Source organism: Psychrobacter sp. Choline-02u-9 (genome assembly GCF_002836505.1).
Lineage (GTDB): Bacteria > Pseudomonadota > Gammaproteobacteria > Pseudomonadales > Moraxellaceae > Psychrobacter.
Genome location: NZ_PJBF01000053.1, coordinates 40,801 through 57,566 on the forward strand (window position 1 = coordinate 40,801; position 16,766 = coordinate 57,566).

13 protein-coding genes are annotated in these 16,766 nt (G+C 42.0%); 10 read left to right on the forward strand and 3 right to left on the reverse strand.

All coding sequences use genetic code 11. The features are described 5' to 3' along the window. The first annotated feature begins 61 nt into the window (after positions 1-61). Together CXF69_RS08175 and msrB are read left to right on the forward strand one after the other, a co-directional pair. Positions 62-1,354, forward strand: coding sequence for an iron-containing alcohol dehydrogenase (locus CXF69_RS08175; RefSeq protein ID WP_101205001.1), 1,293 nt, complete (start codon positions 62-64; stop codon positions 1,352-1,354). Between the two features lie 466 nt (positions 1,355-1,820). Continuing rightward, positions 1,821-3,035, forward strand: coding sequence for a peptide-methionine (R)-S-oxide reductase MsrB (gene msrB / locus CXF69_RS08180; protein ID WP_101205002.1), 1,215 nt, complete (start codon positions 1,821-1,823; stop codon positions 3,033-3,035). 97 nt (positions 3,036-3,132) lie between these two features. Here msrB and folE read toward each other — a convergent pair whose 3' ends face one another. Then, positions 3,133-3,729: a GTP cyclohydrolase I FolE gene (gene folE / locus CXF69_RS08185; protein WP_227522907.1), complete on the reverse strand. Its 597-nt coding sequence runs from the start codon at positions 3,727-3,729 to the stop codon at positions 3,133-3,135. 713 nt (positions 3,730-4,442) lie between these two features. Between folE and CXF69_RS08190 the strand changes: the two genes are divergently transcribed. Beyond that, complete coding sequence (locus CXF69_RS08190) at positions 4,443-5,252, forward strand: enoyl-ACP reductase FabI (RefSeq protein ID WP_101205004.1); 810 nt, start codon at positions 4,443-4,445, stop codon at positions 5,250-5,252. Positions 5,253-5,387: 135 nt separating this feature from the next. Next, a complete protein-coding gene (locus tag CXF69_RS08195; RefSeq protein WP_057760330.1) occupies positions 5,388-6,083 on the forward strand; it encodes a YoaK family protein in 696 nt (231 codons plus the stop codon). Between the two features lie 93 nt (positions 6,084-6,176). Here the strand turns inward: CXF69_RS08195 and CXF69_RS14340 are convergent, their stop codons facing one another. Then, entirely contained in the window at positions 6,177-6,329 is a 153-nt protein-coding gene (locus CXF69_RS14340; RefSeq protein WP_166739249.1) for a hypothetical protein, read from the reverse strand. Between the two features lie 408 nt (positions 6,330-6,737). Here CXF69_RS14340 and CXF69_RS08200 point away from each other — a divergent pair, with 408 nt between their 5' ends. The 6 genes from CXF69_RS08200 (at position 6,738) to CXF69_RS08225 (ending at position 16,057) form a co-directional block, all read left to right on the forward strand. Then, positions 6,738-8,159, forward strand: coding sequence for an SLC13 family permease (locus CXF69_RS08200; protein WP_101205005.1), 1,422 nt, complete (start codon positions 6,738-6,740; stop codon positions 8,157-8,159). A 158-nt stretch (positions 8,160-8,317) separates the two neighbouring features. Beyond that, on the forward strand, positions 8,318-9,316 hold the full coding sequence (locus tag CXF69_RS08205) for an alpha/beta fold hydrolase (protein ID WP_102078406.1): 999 nt from the start codon (positions 8,318-8,320) through the stop codon (positions 9,314-9,316). Then, positions 9,309-10,103 (forward strand): metallophosphoesterase family protein, encoded by a 795-nt coding sequence (locus CXF69_RS08210; RefSeq protein WP_102078401.1) that lies wholly within the window; start codon positions 9,309-9,311, stop codon positions 10,101-10,103. Before CXF69_RS08205 ends, CXF69_RS08210 begins: the two co-directional genes overlap by 8 nt. 85 nt (positions 10,104-10,188) lie before the next feature. Continuing rightward, complete coding sequence (locus CXF69_RS08215) at positions 10,189-10,779, forward strand: DUF1543 domain-containing protein (RefSeq protein WP_102078400.1); 591 nt, start codon at positions 10,189-10,191, stop codon at positions 10,777-10,779. Positions 10,780-11,078: 299 nt separating this feature from the next. After that, complete coding sequence (gene hrpA / locus CXF69_RS08220) at positions 11,079-15,311, forward strand: ATP-dependent RNA helicase HrpA (protein WP_228706758.1); 4,233 nt, start codon at positions 11,079-11,081, stop codon at positions 15,309-15,311. 140 nt (positions 15,312-15,451) lie between these two features. Further along, positions 15,452-16,057, forward strand: a complete 606-nt coding sequence (locus CXF69_RS08225; protein WP_101205008.1) for a class I SAM-dependent methyltransferase — start codon at positions 15,452-15,454, stop codon at positions 16,055-16,057. Between the two features lie 175 nt (positions 16,058-16,232). Here CXF69_RS08225 and CXF69_RS08230 read toward each other — a convergent pair whose 3' ends face one another. Then, the gene (locus CXF69_RS08230; RefSeq protein WP_101205009.1) at positions 16,233-16,562 is read right to left on the reverse strand and encodes a hypothetical protein; all 330 of its coding nucleotides are present in this window, start codon (positions 16,560-16,562) and stop codon (positions 16,233-16,235) included. Positions 16,563-16,766: the final 204 nt, after the last annotated feature.

Genomic DNA, 16,766 nt, shown 5'->3' on the forward strand with positions numbered 1-16,766 from the left:
TGGCTGCCCAAAACGGTCTTTATTGCAGTTAAAATCATCATTAAAAAGGATTTTTGTGCTCATGAAAACACAAAACAGTATTACTAAATTGGTAAAGAACAACAGTTTGCAGCATGCTGGTTATTTGGCTGTGGCTAAGACTCGGGCAAAGGTATTAAAAGCAGTATCTTATGTGATACCTATCAGAAGACCGATGTTATTCGTTGGCGAGACTGCCTGTGACGAGCTATGCGATATGCTTATCAATGAAGGCAATACCAATGTGTTTATTGTCACGGATGCAGTGCTCAACAAACTGGGCATACCAGCAAAAGTTACCGATTATCTAGATGCGAAAAATATCAGTTACCACATCTATGACGGTGTTACGCCAGATCCTACTTTTAAAGTAGTTGAAGAAGGACTACGTCAGTCTATAGAGGCCAATTGTGACTCTATCGTAGCCATTGGTGGCGGCTCAGTGATCGATGCGGCCAAAATGATAGCAATGTCTCAAGGCAATAAGTGCAAGCCAAAGCAGCTAATCGGTATTCTTAAAGCAAGAAAGCCTGCAACGCCGCTATACTGCGTACCAACGACAGCTGGCACGGGTTCAGAAGCGACACTTGGTGCAGTAGTGTCTGATGACAAAACGCATCAAAAAGCATTGTCTATCGACCCAAGAATGGTACCACTAGCCGCTGCGATTGACCCAGTTATTATGAAAGGCATGCCAGCCCATATAACAGCAGATACTGGCATTGATGTATTGACCCATGCCTTAGAAGCATGGATGAGTGCCAATGCTAGCGTAGAGACAGATTACTATGCAGCCTCTGCCGTAAAATCTGTTATGCATTACCTACCACTGGCTTATAAAGACGGTGGTAATCTAAAAGCAAGAGAAGAGATGGGTATCGCCGCTCATTATGGCGGAATCGCCTTTAATAAAGCAGGTCTGGGCTATGTGCATGCTATCGCGCATCAGTTAGGCGCTTACTATAGTATTCCTCATGGTCGTGCCAATGCCATCGTGTTGCCTTATGTGCTTGACGTCAATCGTAAAGCGAGCAAAAAAAGACTGGCTGCATTGGCTAAAAGAACCGGTATGGTACAGGATGGTCAAGCAGCCAATGGTGATAGTGAGATAGCAGATCACCTTATCACGCAAGTTAGAAACTTGATTGCAGATCTAAATATTGATCCAACTGTCAATGGTATGCAAACTAGCGACTTTAATGATATCGCAAAGGCAGCAGCAAAAGAGGTCAGCGATACTTATGCCGTGCCAACTTATCTATCAGCCGCTGAAATCAAGGAAATTCTAACGAAGATTAAGCAGGCTAGTGATGAACGTGCTGACAAAGATAGCTAAAAATCTTCATAATCCTATGCTTACATTGATAACCTTACGATAAATAAAAGCCCATTACTTTTTTAAGAATGGGCTTTTTTAATGCATTGAGATAACAAAGCTTTCGTCTTATTTCTATAGTTAACTCATACTAAAATATATAATCGTTATCAAACAACCGTTTAATTTATCTTGTGATTAGGGCGTGTCCTCATTTTAAAAATGGTGATAAAAATAAGATAAATTGCAGTCAAACAAGGAAAATAGCGCAGATAATATCGAGATATTAGTCAGCTATTTGACACCGTTTGGCAAGATTTAGCCATTTTTAACCCATTTAGATGACTATCGATTGAATTGAGGACACGCCCTAAACTCAGTTGATAAAAAATATCTTAATAAACTGTAAATATATAACAGTATAGGAATGTTTTAGTGATACAAAAGCGTTAGGATATGTAAAGGACATTACGCTTAGGAGATTTTCATGAACCGCATATTACCATCTAGAATTATAGGGTTAGTTATCATAGCGAGTAGTGCGATTTACGCAGGTTGCGCATCAACTGAGAACAGCTCTATTGTAAAGAACACAACTGCCGCTAACCCATATGCACCGACTACACCAGGATTGGCAGTAGCCACTGTAGCGGGTGGGTGTTTTTGGTGTGTTGAAGCAGGTTATGAAAAAATCCCTGGTGTGGTAGAAGTCGTATCTGGCTATACGGGTGGCACCGCTGAAAACCCAACCTACAAGCAGGTGTCAGCAGGTGGTACTGGGCATACAGAAGCGGCGCAGGTGTATTATGATCCTAAGAAGATTACTTACAACGGCATAGTACAAGCGTTATGGAGAATTGCTGATCCTACTGATGATAAAGGGCAGTATGTTGATCGCGGCACACAGTATCGTCCCGCTATTTTTTACAACAATGCGCAAGAAAAGCAAATCGCAGAAGCGGCCAAGCAATCACTACAAGCCTCTGGTGTGTATGACAAGCCAGTAGTAATTGAGATTGTTCCTGCTAGTACCTTTTATCCTGCTGAAGAGTATCATCAGGATTATTATAAAAAGAACCCAATACGCTATAAAGCTTATACCTTCAATTCTGGTCGCTATCAGTTTATCGAGAGTGTTTATGGTAAAAAATACGAGCTTGATTTTAGTAAGTTTACGCCCAAAGCAGATAGCACACAGCAAGTGACATTAAATAACATATCAGATAGCAAAGTAAGCAAAGGTTTTAACCCAGATACATTTGTAAAACCTTCACAAGATGCGCTAAAGAAGTCCCTTAGTGATATTCAGTACAAAGTCACTCAAAAAGAAGGTACTGAGCGTGCCTTTGATAATGAGTACTGGGATAACAAAGAGCCTGGATTATATGTAGACGTCGTATCTGGTGAGCCACTGTATTCTTCGCGTGATAAATATAAATCTGGTACAGGCTGGCCGAGCTTTACTCGTCCATTGGATACGAGCTTAGTGGTTGAAAAGCCAGATCGAGGAATATTTGGAACCCGTACTGAAATTCGTAGCCGTTACGCGGACTCACACGTGGGCCATGTATTTGATGATGGTCCAGCACCGACAGGCAAGCGCTATTGCATGAACTCAGCAGCTCTCCGCTTTATTCCGCTTGCAGATATGGAAGCTGCTGGTTATGGCGATTGGGTAGATGATGTAAAACCAGTTGGTTAGTGCTATTTCCTATCACTCAACCAAATAAAAAGGACGCATCATATGCGTCCTTTTTATTTGGTTGTTATTCACAACAGCCTAATCAATTAACAGCGACTTAAAACGCTGGTTGACGTTTAGGTACCGCACCCAAAAATTCATTACGGGCTTGATTGTCGTGTTGATATTCACCAAGCATCGCGGTACTACGCGTGGTTGAATGTTGTTTGCTAACACCGCGCATCATCATACACATATGCGATGCATCCATGACGACTGCTACACCGCGGCAGCCAGTAACATCCATGATAGTCTGTGCAATCTGCTCACTTAGGTTTTCTTGTATTTGTAAACGACGGGCAAACATATCGACGATACGGGCAAATTTTGACAGTCCCAGTACTTGGCCGTCAGGTAAGTAGCCGATATGAGCGACACCATGGAACGGTAGCATATGATGTTCACACAGTGAATAAAACTCAATGTTCTGTACCAGTACCAGCTCGCGATTGGCTGATGGAAACACAGCATCATTGACCACTTCTTCTATGCTTTGATGATAGCCTTGAGTCAGATGGGCAAAGGCCTTTGCAGCACGTACAGGCGTATCTAGCAAACCCGGACGATCTAAGTCTTCGCCAGTTGAAGCAATCAGTTGGCGATAAGATTCGGTACTTTCTTTATAATCTGGGGTTATGATGGGGGTGTTACTCATAAGTTTGGCAGCCATCCAAAATGTGGGTGTAGCTTAACGTTGAATCCTATCATGTGAGGATTCTTATAAAAATTGTGCAAGCTGGGAAGGGCTGTGATTATACTCGAAATCTGCTGAACTTCATACTGCTGTGGCTAGCAGTTGAGTCTTTAATCAATAAAGGGGTGCTTGGTACTCAGTCTGAACGGTTATAGTGTTAATATTCGAAGTGCGGTTTTTTCATAAAATAAGCAAACTACTATAGTCTGAGTATTTTATCGTGAAGCGTTGATGCTAAAATGCAATCTAATAACTCACGAAAAACTCTCACTGTCGATACTACTTCAGGTGATAAACTGCTATTAGTCATTTTGACGTTATTAGTTGTTTGTATCAGTCAATCCAATAACAAGCACCAAATACAGTTTACGACTGTTTACTTAAATTAATTCGTGTATAATAACTCATCTTTTCATTTGTACTATTTAGGGCGTGTCTTCATTTCAAAAATGGTGATAAAAATGAGATAAATTGCCGTTAAACAAAGAAAATAGCGCAGATAATATCAGGGTATTAACCAGCTATTTGATGATGTTTGGCAAGATTTAGCCATTTTTAGCCCATTTAGATGACTATCGAGTGAATTGAAGACACGCCCTAGTAGTCTCAATCTTCTAATTACTCTAAATAAATTCTTATTCTAAATCATCTCGATTGATTCAAAAGGAAATCTTATGCTACTGCAAGGACAACGATTTGTCGTAACTGGCATCGCAAGTAAACTCTCTATCGCTTGGGCTATCGCAGAAGCGCTGCACCGCGAAGGGGCCTCACTAATCCTGACTTACCCGAATGACAAAATCAAAAAACGCGTCGATATGGCCGCTGAAAAATTCGAAGCAGATTTGGTTCTAGAATGTGACGTAGCTTCTGATGAGTCAATTGCTGCGTGCTTTGAGCAAGTGACTGCTCATTGGGGTGACGGTATCGATGGTGTGGTACATGCTATTGGATTTGCACCGATGGATCAGTTGGATGGCGATTTTGTCAATGCCACGACTCGTGAAGGCAGTCACATTGCGCATGACATCTCTAGCTATAGCTTTGTTGCATTGGCAAAAGCAGCTCGTGAGTTACTAGCGATGCGCCATGGTTCTATGTTGACATTGACCTACGAAGGCAGCATTTCAGTATTGCCAAACTATAATGTCATGGGTATGGCAAAAGCCAGTTTAGAAGCCAGTGTTCGTTATTTAGCAACGTCTATGGGCGGTGAAGGTATCCGTGTTAATGCGATATCTGCAGGTCCTATCCGCACGCTAGCGGCTAGTGGCATTAAGTCTTTCCGCAAAATGCTCGATATCAGCGAAAAAATTGCGCCATTACAACGCAACATCACACAGACAGAAGTAGGCAACGCCGCATTGTTCCTATTGTCGCCTTGGGCATCTGGTATCACAGGTGAGATTATGTTCGTAGATGCAGGCTTTAATACAGTTGCTATCAGTGAGCAGTTGATGATGCTTGATGAACCAGCACAGTAATTGTTATAGATGATTCGTGTAATAATAGAAAAGACAGCCAATTGGCTGTCTTTTCTAGTTATACTATGAGTCTTTTTGGCTACGTGCTTTTTTTAGCAGTGTGCACTTTTAGTTAAGTGCTTTTGAGCGAGGGATATGATAACCAAGTTACCAAAGTGGATACTATGGGGCGGGGCAGTATTGGCATTTAGTGCTGGTTGTGTGAATACGACGGCGTTAATGGGATTTGCCAATTTATCAGTGTCGCACGTAACGGGCAATGTAAGCTTGTTTGCAGCGGCTATCGCTCATTCAGACGCGCGTAGTATTTTATATATTGGTACCTTGTTGCTGTCCTTTTTGGCAGGGGCTATACTAAGCGGCTTTGTCATTGGGCAGACATCATTGAAACTCGGCCGTCGCTATGGACGAGCGCTATATCTAGAAGCAGCACTACTGTTGGTTAGCTATTGGTTGTATCAGCAGCATGACTACTTAGGGCAATTAGCAGCAGCAATGGCATGTGGACTGCAAAATGCGATGGTCGCAACTTATAGTGGGGCGGTCATTCGTACCACTCACTTAACAGGGCTAACATCAGACATGGGTGCAGCAATCGGTAACTGGCTTGCGGGTCGTTCTATTAGTAAGCCAACCTTAGGGTTTCAAGCCATTATCTGGTATTGTTTCTGCGGTGGTAGCGCAGTAGGCGCTTTCTTGTTTGCAAAAGTCAGCTATGATGCTTTGTTTGTTCCCATCGCCATTGTATCGACAGCAGCATTTGTATACAACTATGTCTCAGATCATCTGCCAGAGGTGAGAGAACCAAAAAAAGATAGGCGCTTATCATAGTGATAAACGCCTATCGTGCCTATTATTAACTGTATTGGTTTTTGCATGTTTATTTAGGTGTAGAATAGCGAGCTATCAAAACATGCTTTGGTCTTATTCTTTATGATCTTCGTGCTCATGCATCCCTTGCATCATATCGAGCATAGAGTCGTCAGTACGTTGTTGATCTTCTTTGGCTAGGCCATCTTGATTGATGTCTTTTGGTGCCATTTTGGTCGTTGAGTCCGTTTTATTTGAGTCTGTCATAAAGTACTCCAGTGTTTTTATTTACTTCTTAATAGAGATGTTTTAATTAAATCTTTATTTGTTGACGCTCGTATTTAGTAGCGCTTGGCTTTTATATAACTTATCTAGTATGCAGTGTGACCATAGTCTTGTACATATACAGAGTACACTTGTTTAGTGACTATGTGTAACTAATGCTGCAATCAACCATGCCACTAATAATGAAGCTGATCACATGATTAATGACTAAGTTTGCGAATTACTAGTATAAGTTGTAGAAAGACTAATTTCGACGTATATATCTCAAGTGATGTCTGCAGATAATTAGATTTACCTCAGTAGTAATGTATTTATTAAAATACACTAACCAACCATTTATGTTTTATTTTTAGGTTTCTTACACCGTCTTTGATTCAATAAGGACATTCTATGTCAGAGCAAAAGCTAGATAGTCATCTTCCTAATGATGGCAATGAATATTTATTTACTGATACTTTCCCAAAAGGTACAGGCAAAGGGCTGATCGTTGTCGCGATTGCCGCGATTATTGCGTTGATTATTTACAATGTGTTGCCGTTCGACATCAATGCGAATAAAGGTCTCGCAGTCCTGTTTTTTATTGGGGTACTTTGGCTTACAGAAGCTGTGCACGTCACCATAACAGCGCTACTTGTCGTAGTAATCGGTGCCTTGGTTGGCATACCAGACTTCGATGCTGAAATCGGTCTGCAAAGCTTTGCCAATCCTACTATTTATCTGTTCTTTGGTGGTTTTGCTTTGGCAGCAGCATTGCATGTGCAGCAGCTAGACAGAAAGATCGCACTAAAGATTCTATCGATGTCTGGTGGCAAACTGAGTACAGCTGTATTTTTGATATTTGGTGTGACGGCATTTTTATCGATGTGGATATCAAATACCGCTACGGCTGCGATGATGCTCCCGTTGGCACTCGGTATCTTGACGCAAGTTGATCGTGAAAAAGACCGCGGTACGTTTGTATTTGTACTATTAGGTATTGCTTATTCAGCAAGTCTGGGTGGTTTGGGTACGATTGTTGGTTCGCCGCCCAATGCCATTGCTGCAAAAGCACTCGATATTGCCTTTGTAGACTGGATGAAGTTTGGTATTCCAATGATGTTGGTACTGTTACCATTATTGTTGGGTGCGATGTATGTGTTCCTAAAGCCGAACCTAAATCGTACTATTGTCCTCGTTGATGATGCGCCGATTGCTTGGAACAAGCCACGTATCGTCACTATCATCGTCTTTATCGTTACGGCATTGAGCTGGATATTCTCCAAAAAGATCGGAGCAGCTTTAGATATCACGGATACTGATGCTATCGTTGCACTAACAGCAGCGGCAGCAGTAGTGAGCTTAGGGCTAGTGTCTTGGAAGCAAGTATCAGACAATACGGATTGGGGTGTGCTCATGCTTTTCGGTGGTGGTATTGCGCTATCGACAATTCTGAAAGTATCTGGGGCGTCTTTGGTACTAGGGGAAACTGTAGCAACTGCGCTGTCTTCTGCACCACTTATCATTGTGATGATGGCAGTCTCAGCATTTATTATTTTCTTGACAGAATTTGCTTCCAATACTGCCTCGGCAGCATTGTTAGTGCCTGTATTTGCCGCTATTGCAGAGCAGATGGGTTTGCCACATGAGGTGCTCGTATTGGTCATCGGTATTGGTGCATCGTGTGCGTTTATGTTGCCAGTTGCCACACCGCCAAATGCTATTGTGTTTGGTACAGGTTTGATCAAGCAAACAGAAATGATTCGTACAGGTATCATATTAAACATCATTGCTACTATCGTTATCGGGCTATGGGCGTACTTTTTCTTGATATAATCAAGTAGTCATTAAAATCCTAGTCATATCTGCTTAGTATAAATGAAACCCCAATGTTCAAGACAAATTGAACGTTGGGGTTTTTTATCGCTTATCATACGAGATAGCGGTATAGAATGTTTATTATTAACGTCATCTTATTAAATGGATTTGATCACATGACACAGTACTTATTAAAAGCAACTGTTCTGATATTACTAGGCGCAATTGCTGTGGTAATAGTATTTATAGCAAAATATTGGGCACCTGATCGTACCGTCGCTGAGTTAACACAATGGCAACTACCCAACAGCGAATTTATAGACATACAAGGTATGCAGGCGCATGTAGTGCAGTCAGCTAATTGTCATACACACCGTGGCGATGCAGCCGAAAAAAACCGACCCGAAACAATCGTTTTATTGCATGGTACATCGGCAAGTTTGCATACATGGGAGGGCTGGACCAAGGCGCTGTCTGATCAATACTGTGTCGTGAGCATGGATTTGCCAGGGTTTGGTTTGACCGGTCCTTATGTGGGCAAGCACACGCAATATAGTAGCGAAAATTATGCGGCGTTTGTCATTGAAGTACTTAATCATTTGAAGCTGGACCGTGTCACGCTAGCTGGTAATTCATTAGGAGGTAAGGTAGCGTGGCGCACCGCCGCTTTGTATCCTGAGCGTGTCAACCGATTGATATTGGTAGACTCAGTTGGTTATCCAGCAACCCCAAAACATGTTCCTATTGGTTTTAAACTTGCTAAATATCCAATGATGTCACCAATTTTAAATCGTATCCTACCCAGAAGTGTTGTTGAGAAAAGCGTTTTAAGTGTGTATGCAGACAATAGCAAAGTAAACGATGCCTTAGTTAATAGATACTATGAATTGACCCTACGTAAAGGTAATCGGCAGGCTTTGAGTCGTCGCCTAAATGAAACTGATGATGAGAGCGGTCAAGCTCAAATAAAGCAGCTAGACATGCCGACTTTGATCTTATGGGGTGCAAAAGATGATCTTATTCCTGTAGGAAATGCCGCGTTATTTCATAGAGATATACGTAATAGTCAGCTTAAAATATTTGATAACTTAGGTCATGTACCGCACGAAGAAGATCCGTTAGCAACCGTTGACGTTGTAAAGCAGTTTTTAATTAGTGAGTCAGGAAATGGATAACTTAGAAAAGAAACAGATAACAACCATCGCTGCGATTTCAGATATTCATAGTAATATCTACGCTCTTGAAGCTGTGCTTGCCGATATAAGATATCGAGATGTTGATCAGATTGTCAATCTTGGTGATATTTTATACGGGCCAATAGCACCTCATGCTACCTATGAGCTATTAATGGCAAATCGAGATGATATTATTACCATTAGAGGCAATCAGGATAGGCAGATTTATGAAGCCACTACGGCAGAAATTGCTAATAATCCAACCATGGGTTTTATTATCAAAGATCTCTCTAAAAAAGCGATTGAATGGATGCGGTCTTTGCCATTTTATTTTCATGTCAGTGAGGATGTATACCTCTGCCATGGTTCGCCGACCGATGACATGATATATTTACTAGAGGATATCGAAACGGGTCAACCAATAGTGCGTAATGATGCGACTATATTGGCGTTACTTGATGGTATTGATAATGATGTTATCTTATGTGGTCATACACACATCCCGCGTACAGTAGTACTGTCGTCAGGACAAACTATTGTGAATAGTGGTAGCGTTGGCTATCCAGCTTACGAAGACGATTTGCCTATTATTCATAAGATGCAAACTTATTCGCCTCATGCTAATTATGCTCTTATCAAATGTATTGAGACTCAACAAGGTAAACATTGGCAAACTGAGCATGTCAGGGTCGCTTATGACCATGAAGCAGCAGCAAATATGGCTCTAAGAAACGGACGTGAAGATTGGGCATTTGCATTGAAGACGGGTAGAGTGATTCCAGTATGACAGTACTTAAAAACGTTCTATCCTAGCAATGACAGCATTACCTTTAGATTAACTATGGGTTTTTATTTAATAGAGATTACGTAAAATGCTAACACTATATATGGTTCAATTGGGTGGCCGTCCTAAAGGCCGTCTGATTGAGCAACACGATATTTTTTTTGGCGCAGCCAGTCAAGTGAGTGGCTTGATAGGAGGTATCAATGAGCATTGGCCTGAGGTAAAAAATAAATGGCATATTGATTCATATCGAGCAATTACTAAAGTGGGTAGTTATACCATCAAATTAATTGAACCAAGTGAGCAAGTAAAGGCTGCTACTGACTTAAAGTTATTCTTTATCAATCTAGGTGGCTATCAGCAGGACAGTTTTGAAGAATTCCATTATAAGCTACTCATCGTTGCACCTAACCAAGCTGACGCGATCAAACAAGCAAAAAAAAGTGATTTTTATAAGCAATTTACTTTTAAAGATAAAACGTCACCTTTCAATGCAGCTTCTCATATTGATGATAAGTTTGCAGTAGATATAGATGACATATATAACGTAAATGATCTTATCTCCAATGTTCAGCTTTCGATTGAGCCTATTAGTGATACAGATGAGCTGAATGCTAAAGAAGACAAAGAGTACGTCGGCTATCTAAGCATCAAGAATTTAAAGAAATTGGCGCTATAATAGATTTATCTAAATTTCATAAAAGGGTGGTGTGTCAAAAAGTATGCTGATTAAAATTTGAACAATTTTTGAAGCCTTGAAAGCCCTATAGAATCAGAGAACTTAACATAGATTTCTTATGGACTTCTATCGCCAGCATACTTTTTAGAACACCACCCATAAAAGTAACTCAATACACGCTTGATTAAATAAACCTAATGGACAGCTTACGAGAGCAATCAGGACTCGACTAACTTGAATCATACCCCAATTACCCCCATAATCTAACCAATTCTACATAATAAATAGCCTAAGCAAATATGCCCAATACTTCTAAGCCCAATATTCTTAAAAACAGCGATTCAGATACATCTACTGTAAATGAAACTCAAGATACTGAGAAGCCAGCAATAGCACTGGCTGATTTGCCAGTCCTTGCCAAGGATAGCTATTACTTAAGCCGTCTTGAACGTGAGCTGGCACGTGCTGCTGTGCCTAAGAATAAAAAATCTAATCATGATTCTGAGCAAAAGAAAAATCCAGACGATGTACTCGCTAAAAAACGTGCTCAGTACGAGAAAATAAAAATGCGTTCTCAAGAAGCTGTGCAGGCACGTATCAATAGTATTCCAAGTGATTTACCTGCCAAGCTAAATCTGGATCTGCCTGTTAGCCAACGCGCAGAAGACTTAGTACAAGCGATTATCGATAATCAAGTTATTATCGTTGCTGGTGAGACGGGTTCTGGTAAAACGACGCAGTTGCCTAAGCTTGCAATGCTAGCAGGGCGCGGTATTACAGGGCAGATAGGGCATACACAGCCGAGACGATTGGCTGCTCGTAGTGTGGCAAACCGTATCGCAGAAGAGCTGGGTGAGCCATTAGGTAATACGGTCAGTTTTAAGATTCGCTTTAATGAGCAAGGGACAGCGCAATCTATTGTAAAGCTCATGACGGACGGTATTCTGCTCGCTGAGTTGGGTCATGATCGGTTTTTGAGTAAGTACGATACGATTATTATCGATGAGGCGCATGAGCGTAGCTTAAATATCGATTTTATTATGGGTTATCTCAAAAAGATGCTGCCCAAGCGCCCAGATTTAAAAGTCATTATTACGTCAGCTACCCTCGATACTAAGCGCTTTAGTGAATACTTCAGCCGTTATGACAATAAGCTCAAACGGCAAGTTCCTGCACCTATTTTTAATGTAGAAGGGCGTAGCTTTCCAGTAGAAGTCCGTTATCGTCCGTTGACAGATGAGCCAGTGAACAGCTCAGAAGATGACAGCTACGATGATTTTGAAGAGAACCTGCCGCGCGCTGTGGTTGCTGCGGTCGAAGAGTGCTTTAGCGACGCGCAGAGTAAAGGTCACGCCGATCAGGCTGATATTTTGATATTTGCTGCAACTGAAGCTGAGATTCGTGAGACGCAGGAAGTGCTTGAGCGTCATGGCCCTCGCCATACAGAAGTACTGCCATTGTTTGCACGGCAGACTTATGAAGAGCAGCAGCGTATCTTTCAACCATCGGGTCGAGGTCGCCGTATTGTTATCGCGACCAACGTTGCTGAGACCGCATTAACCGTACCGGGTATTCGTTATGTGATTGACTTGGGTTTTGCGCGGATTTCGCGTTACTCATATCGCTCACGCGTACAGCGTTTACCGATTGAAGCAATTTCGCAAGCAGCTGCCAATCAGCGTAAAGGTCGCTGTGGGCGTGTTGCTCCAGGTGTTTGTATTCGTCTTTATAGTGAAGAAGATTTTAGTGGCCGCCCTGAGTTTACTGAGCCTGAGATTTTACGTACTAACTTAGCGTCAGTAATCTTGCAAATGGCCAATCTACGTCTAGGTAGTGTGGATGACTTTGAATTCATTGAGCCGCCTGATAGCCGATTGGTTACTGATGGTCATAAACTGCTAGATGAATTGGGCGCTATTACTTCTAAGAAAGACATTGCTGCTCAAGACAAAGCTAACAAGCCAAAAGCGAGAAAAGGGCTTGATCACCTACGTTTGACAGCGACTGGTCAGAAAATGGCACGTATGCCAATCGATCCAAGGCTGGCACGTATGCTGGTGGCTGGTTCTGATTTTGATTGTATTCGTGAAATGCTGATCGTTGTGGCCGCGCTTGCTGTACAGGATCCACGCGAGCGTCCTGCCAATAAACGTACACAAGCGGATCAAAAGCATGCGGTCTTCCGTCAAGACGACTCTGACTTTTTGTTTTATCTGAGCCTATGGAAGGCGCTGTTTGAAAAAGATGAAGACGGCAATAAACTGTCTGGTAATCAGCGTAAGCAGTTTGCTAAGAAAAACTATTTAAGCTTCCCGCGTGTACGTGAATGGCATCAGACGCATCGTCAGTTGGTACAGATGGTCACTGAGCTGAAATTAACTGATGTCAATGAATCAAAAGCTGCTGATAAAAATGTGGCTGTTAATGATCCAACAGCGATCGAAGACGAAGAGCTAAAAGCGGTCAAATATGCCAATCTGCATAGAGCGTTATTAACGGGTTTATTGTCTATCATCGCGCACAAGACCGAAAGCCGCGGTGAGTATTTAGCTGCGCGTCAGCAAAAGGCCAAGATATTCCCAGCCAGTACGGTGTTTAAACAAATACCACCTTGGGTGATGGCATTTGAGATGGTAGAGACTTCACAAGTCTTTATGCGTACTGTTGCCAAAATCGAACCAGAATGGATTATTTCAGCGGCAGGTGACTTGCTGAAATATCACTATTTCGAACCACATTGGTCTAAGAAAACAGGACGCGTCAAAGCCTACGCACAGATTAGTCTGTTTGGGCTGATTATTATTAGTAAGCAGCTGACTAATTATGAGCAAGTCAATCTGGTCGAGTCACGAGAGATATTTATTCGTGATGGCTTGGTGACGGGTAACTTTGGTCGCAATGCACCATTTTTGCAACATAACATGGATAAGATTGCTCATGTTGAGCGTATCGAGGACAAGCTGCGTCGCCGTGATTTATTGGTGGATGAAGAGACTCTCTATCAGTTCTATGATAAGAAAATCCCTGAGCACGTTGCCAGTCGCAAAGCGTTTGAGGATTGGCGTGCAGAAGTCGAAAAGCATGATGCCAAGCATCTATTCTTCACCGATGAAGATGTGCTTAATAGCCAAGCGCCGACCACAGGGGACTTTCCAGAAGTGTGGAAGCTGGGCGATTTAAAACTGCCGCTCCGCTATATCTTTGATCCGGCCAGCGATGATGATGGTGTGACCATACGTGTACCGCTTGCCGCATTACCGCAGCTCGACGCGATTGAGCTACTGTGGGGTGTGCCCGGTTGGCGCTATGAATTGGTATTGCAGCTGCTCAAGTCACTGCCAAAGGAGATACGTCGTCAAATCGTACCGATACCCAATACTGCAGACAGTTTGTTTGATGAGTTGCAGCCAAAAGGTGGACAAGGATTGCTGAAACAGCTATGTCAGGCATTGCATCGTCGCGGTATCATGTCGGTGACACCAGAGAACTTCAATCCATCTACGATTGATCGCTATTTGCAGCCACAAATCTGCGTGGTCGATGAGAAAAACCGTATCATCGAAAAAGGCCGTGATCTGCAAACCCTACAGATTCGTCATGCATCTGAGACCAGTCAAGCGGTAAATGAACAGCAAGGCGTGCATACTGAGTTTCCTGAGCATTTTGCTTTCAGCAAAAATCATCATAGTGCAGGTGTGGTGATGAAACAGTTTGCAGCGCTCGTCGCTGATGAAGCGGGAGAAGCTGTATCGATTCATCAATACACTGATGTCAATGCAGCACTTCAAGCACATCGCATCGGGGTGCTGACTTTAATCAAAGGAAAACTTGGTGCAAAGAAAAAGCAGTTAACGAGCCAAATCGACAGTATATTTAAACTGGCATTTGCGCCACTTGGCGACATGGATAAACTTAAAACGATCGTTATAGATGCTGCGTTAGACGCGGCTCTCGAAGAGCACTACGTCTTATTTGATCATTCTGAAAATTTACCAGAAAGCGCTGATGACATCGCAGTTGGATTGAGCGAGGAGCTACCGTTTACCTCTGAAGAGTATACTCAGACGCTCGAAGTGGTAGTCAATAACTTCTTATTAACTGGTCAAAGCGTCATCAAAACGCTTAAGAATGTCTACACTCGTTGGCAGCGTATTCGCCAAGGGTTGCTGATGTTAGATCGTGAGATATTTGGTGAGTCTATCGATGATATCGAAGATCAGTTAGAAGATTTACATTTGGCTGATTTTGTTTATCGGATGGATTACAGCCATTGGCAACAGTATCCACGCTATCTTGAAGCGTTACAGATTCGACTAGAGCGTTTGGAGCACAACCTCGACGCCGACCTTGATGGTGTCTACGCGCTTGATTTGCATATGGAGCGGCTAGCAGGACGTGCGGACAAAGAAGCCATTAGTGAGTATCGTTGGATGGTGGAAGAGTATCGTATTCAACTGTTTGCCCAGCCTATGAAAACTCGTATGGCAGTATCGCCCAAGCGTCTAAGCAAAATGTGGGACAAGGTGAGTTAGGCTAAATTTTAGTTTTGTATGGTACGTCATGTTATAGAGCACACATTGATCTTAAGATACGGGCTCTATAACTAAGCGTTCTAAATGCCATATGTTACCTACTAAATTAGATATCAATCTCAAATAAAAGGACAATTAAAATGTGGGATGAACGCTATAGCGGTACAGAGTTCGCATTTGGCACTGAACCTAATGATTTTTTGAGAGAGACATTTGAGCAGATACCTGTAGGTGGACACGTACTTTGTCTAGCAGAGGGCGAGGGTAGGAATGCAGTATTTTTAGCTGAGCAAGGCTTCAAGGTGACTGCGATGGATATGTCCGAAGTAGGGTTAAACAAAGCGAACAAGTTGGCCAAAGATAGAGGCGTAGCTATTACCACCCAAGTAGCTGATTTAGCAGATTACAAATTTGGTCAGGATAAATGGGACGCCATAGTTTCTATCTGGGCACACGTTCCTAAAACGGTACGTCAATATGTACACGCACAAGTTGGCACTGCTCTCAAGCCAGAGGGAGTATTTATCGTCGAAGCTTATACAGAACGGCAGCTTGAAACAGAGGCAGTCGGTGGACCACCTGCCAGTCAAAGGGAGCGTTTTGGCGCTTTACAGAACTTTCAACATGAGCTTGTAGGGCTGAAAGAAGTTATGGGTATAGAAAAGTTGCGTATGGTATCAGAAGGAAAGCGGCATCAAGGGCTTAGCGCTGTAGTACAGTTTGTCGGCAAAAAAGTCAGCAACTAGCCGTCGTAAGTTAAAGCTATTGGTCGTTTTAGTAGCTAACATAGTTAGAGAAGATAGTTTACGAACCACCTTCTCTATAAATTATTGAGGTTTAATGTTTGATAATTAGTGACTGGTATCTAATGACTAGTATTTAATGATTGGTACTTGATAATTGATACTTAATGATTGGTACTTAATGGCTAATTTTTTCTGTCAATACACCCATGCTATAAAGTATATAGGCAATCACAGTTAATGCGACGATAAATGGAGTAAGTATCCAAATCACAATATTGATTAAAAGTGATGGTAACAATCCATTGAACAATTCAATATCTGGTGCGAAAAAATCGGTCATAACATCGACGGCACGCTTAGCAATAGGGAATAGCAAAGTGCTGAAAGCCAACATGTAAATGTACTTGCTAAAGCCAGGGTCACTCATGACTACCATAAAGTAGAACACTGTAAAAAAAGTGATGCCAAGTGCCCAGCATTTGAGAGTGTAGCTTAAACGAATCATGTTATCTCCTCCCTAAGCTTTCTATTGATCGCTTCACATTGATCTTACGCAGAGTAAAGCTGCCCTATATATTCATTATTTTAAATACATAGTATATGTTATAATACGAATATATGGTTGAGTCAACCAATTTTTCTATTTATTTAAAATGCTCCATAAATCATTCAATTTAAAAATGAAGTTTTTTGAGGAAGAATTTCATAG

Coding starts and splice junctions, on each gene's coding strand:
- CXF69_RS08210 (WP_102078401.1), top strand. CDS start 9,309: ATGGATAACTTAGAAAAGAAACAGATAACAACCATCGCTGCGATTTCA.
- CXF69_RS08175 (WP_101205001.1), top strand. CDS start 62: ATGAAAACACAAAACAGTATTACTAAATTGGTAAAGAACAACAGTTTG.
- CXF69_RS08190 (WP_101205004.1), top strand. CDS start 4,443: ATGCTACTGCAAGGACAACGATTTGTCGTAACTGGCATCGCAAGTAAA.
- folE (WP_227522907.1), bottom strand. CDS start 3,729: ATGAGTAACACCCCCATCATAACCCCAGATTATAAAGAAAGTACCGAA.
- CXF69_RS08200 (WP_101205005.1), top strand. CDS start 6,738: ATGTCAGAGCAAAAGCTAGATAGTCATCTTCCTAATGATGGCAATGAA.
- CXF69_RS08215 (WP_102078400.1), top strand. CDS start 10,189: ATGCTAACACTATATATGGTTCAATTGGGTGGCCGTCCTAAAGGCCGT.
- hrpA (WP_228706758.1), top strand. CDS start 11,079: ATGCCCAATACTTCTAAGCCCAATATTCTTAAAAACAGCGATTCAGAT.
- CXF69_RS08195 (WP_057760330.1), top strand. CDS start 5,388: ATGATAACCAAGTTACCAAAGTGGATACTATGGGGCGGGGCAGTATTG.
- CXF69_RS08205 (WP_102078406.1), top strand. CDS start 8,318: ATGACACAGTACTTATTAAAAGCAACTGTTCTGATATTACTAGGCGCA.
- CXF69_RS14340 (WP_166739249.1), bottom strand. CDS start 6,329: ATGACAGACTCAAATAAAACGGACTCAACGACCAAAATGGCACCAAAA.
- CXF69_RS08225 (WP_101205008.1), top strand. CDS start 15,452: ATGTGGGATGAACGCTATAGCGGTACAGAGTTCGCATTTGGCACTGAA.
- msrB (WP_101205002.1), top strand. CDS start 1,821: ATGAACCGCATATTACCATCTAGAATTATAGGGTTAGTTATCATAGCG.
- CXF69_RS08230 (WP_101205009.1), bottom strand. CDS start 16,562: ATGATTCGTTTAAGCTACACTCTCAAATGCTGGGCACTTGGCATCACT.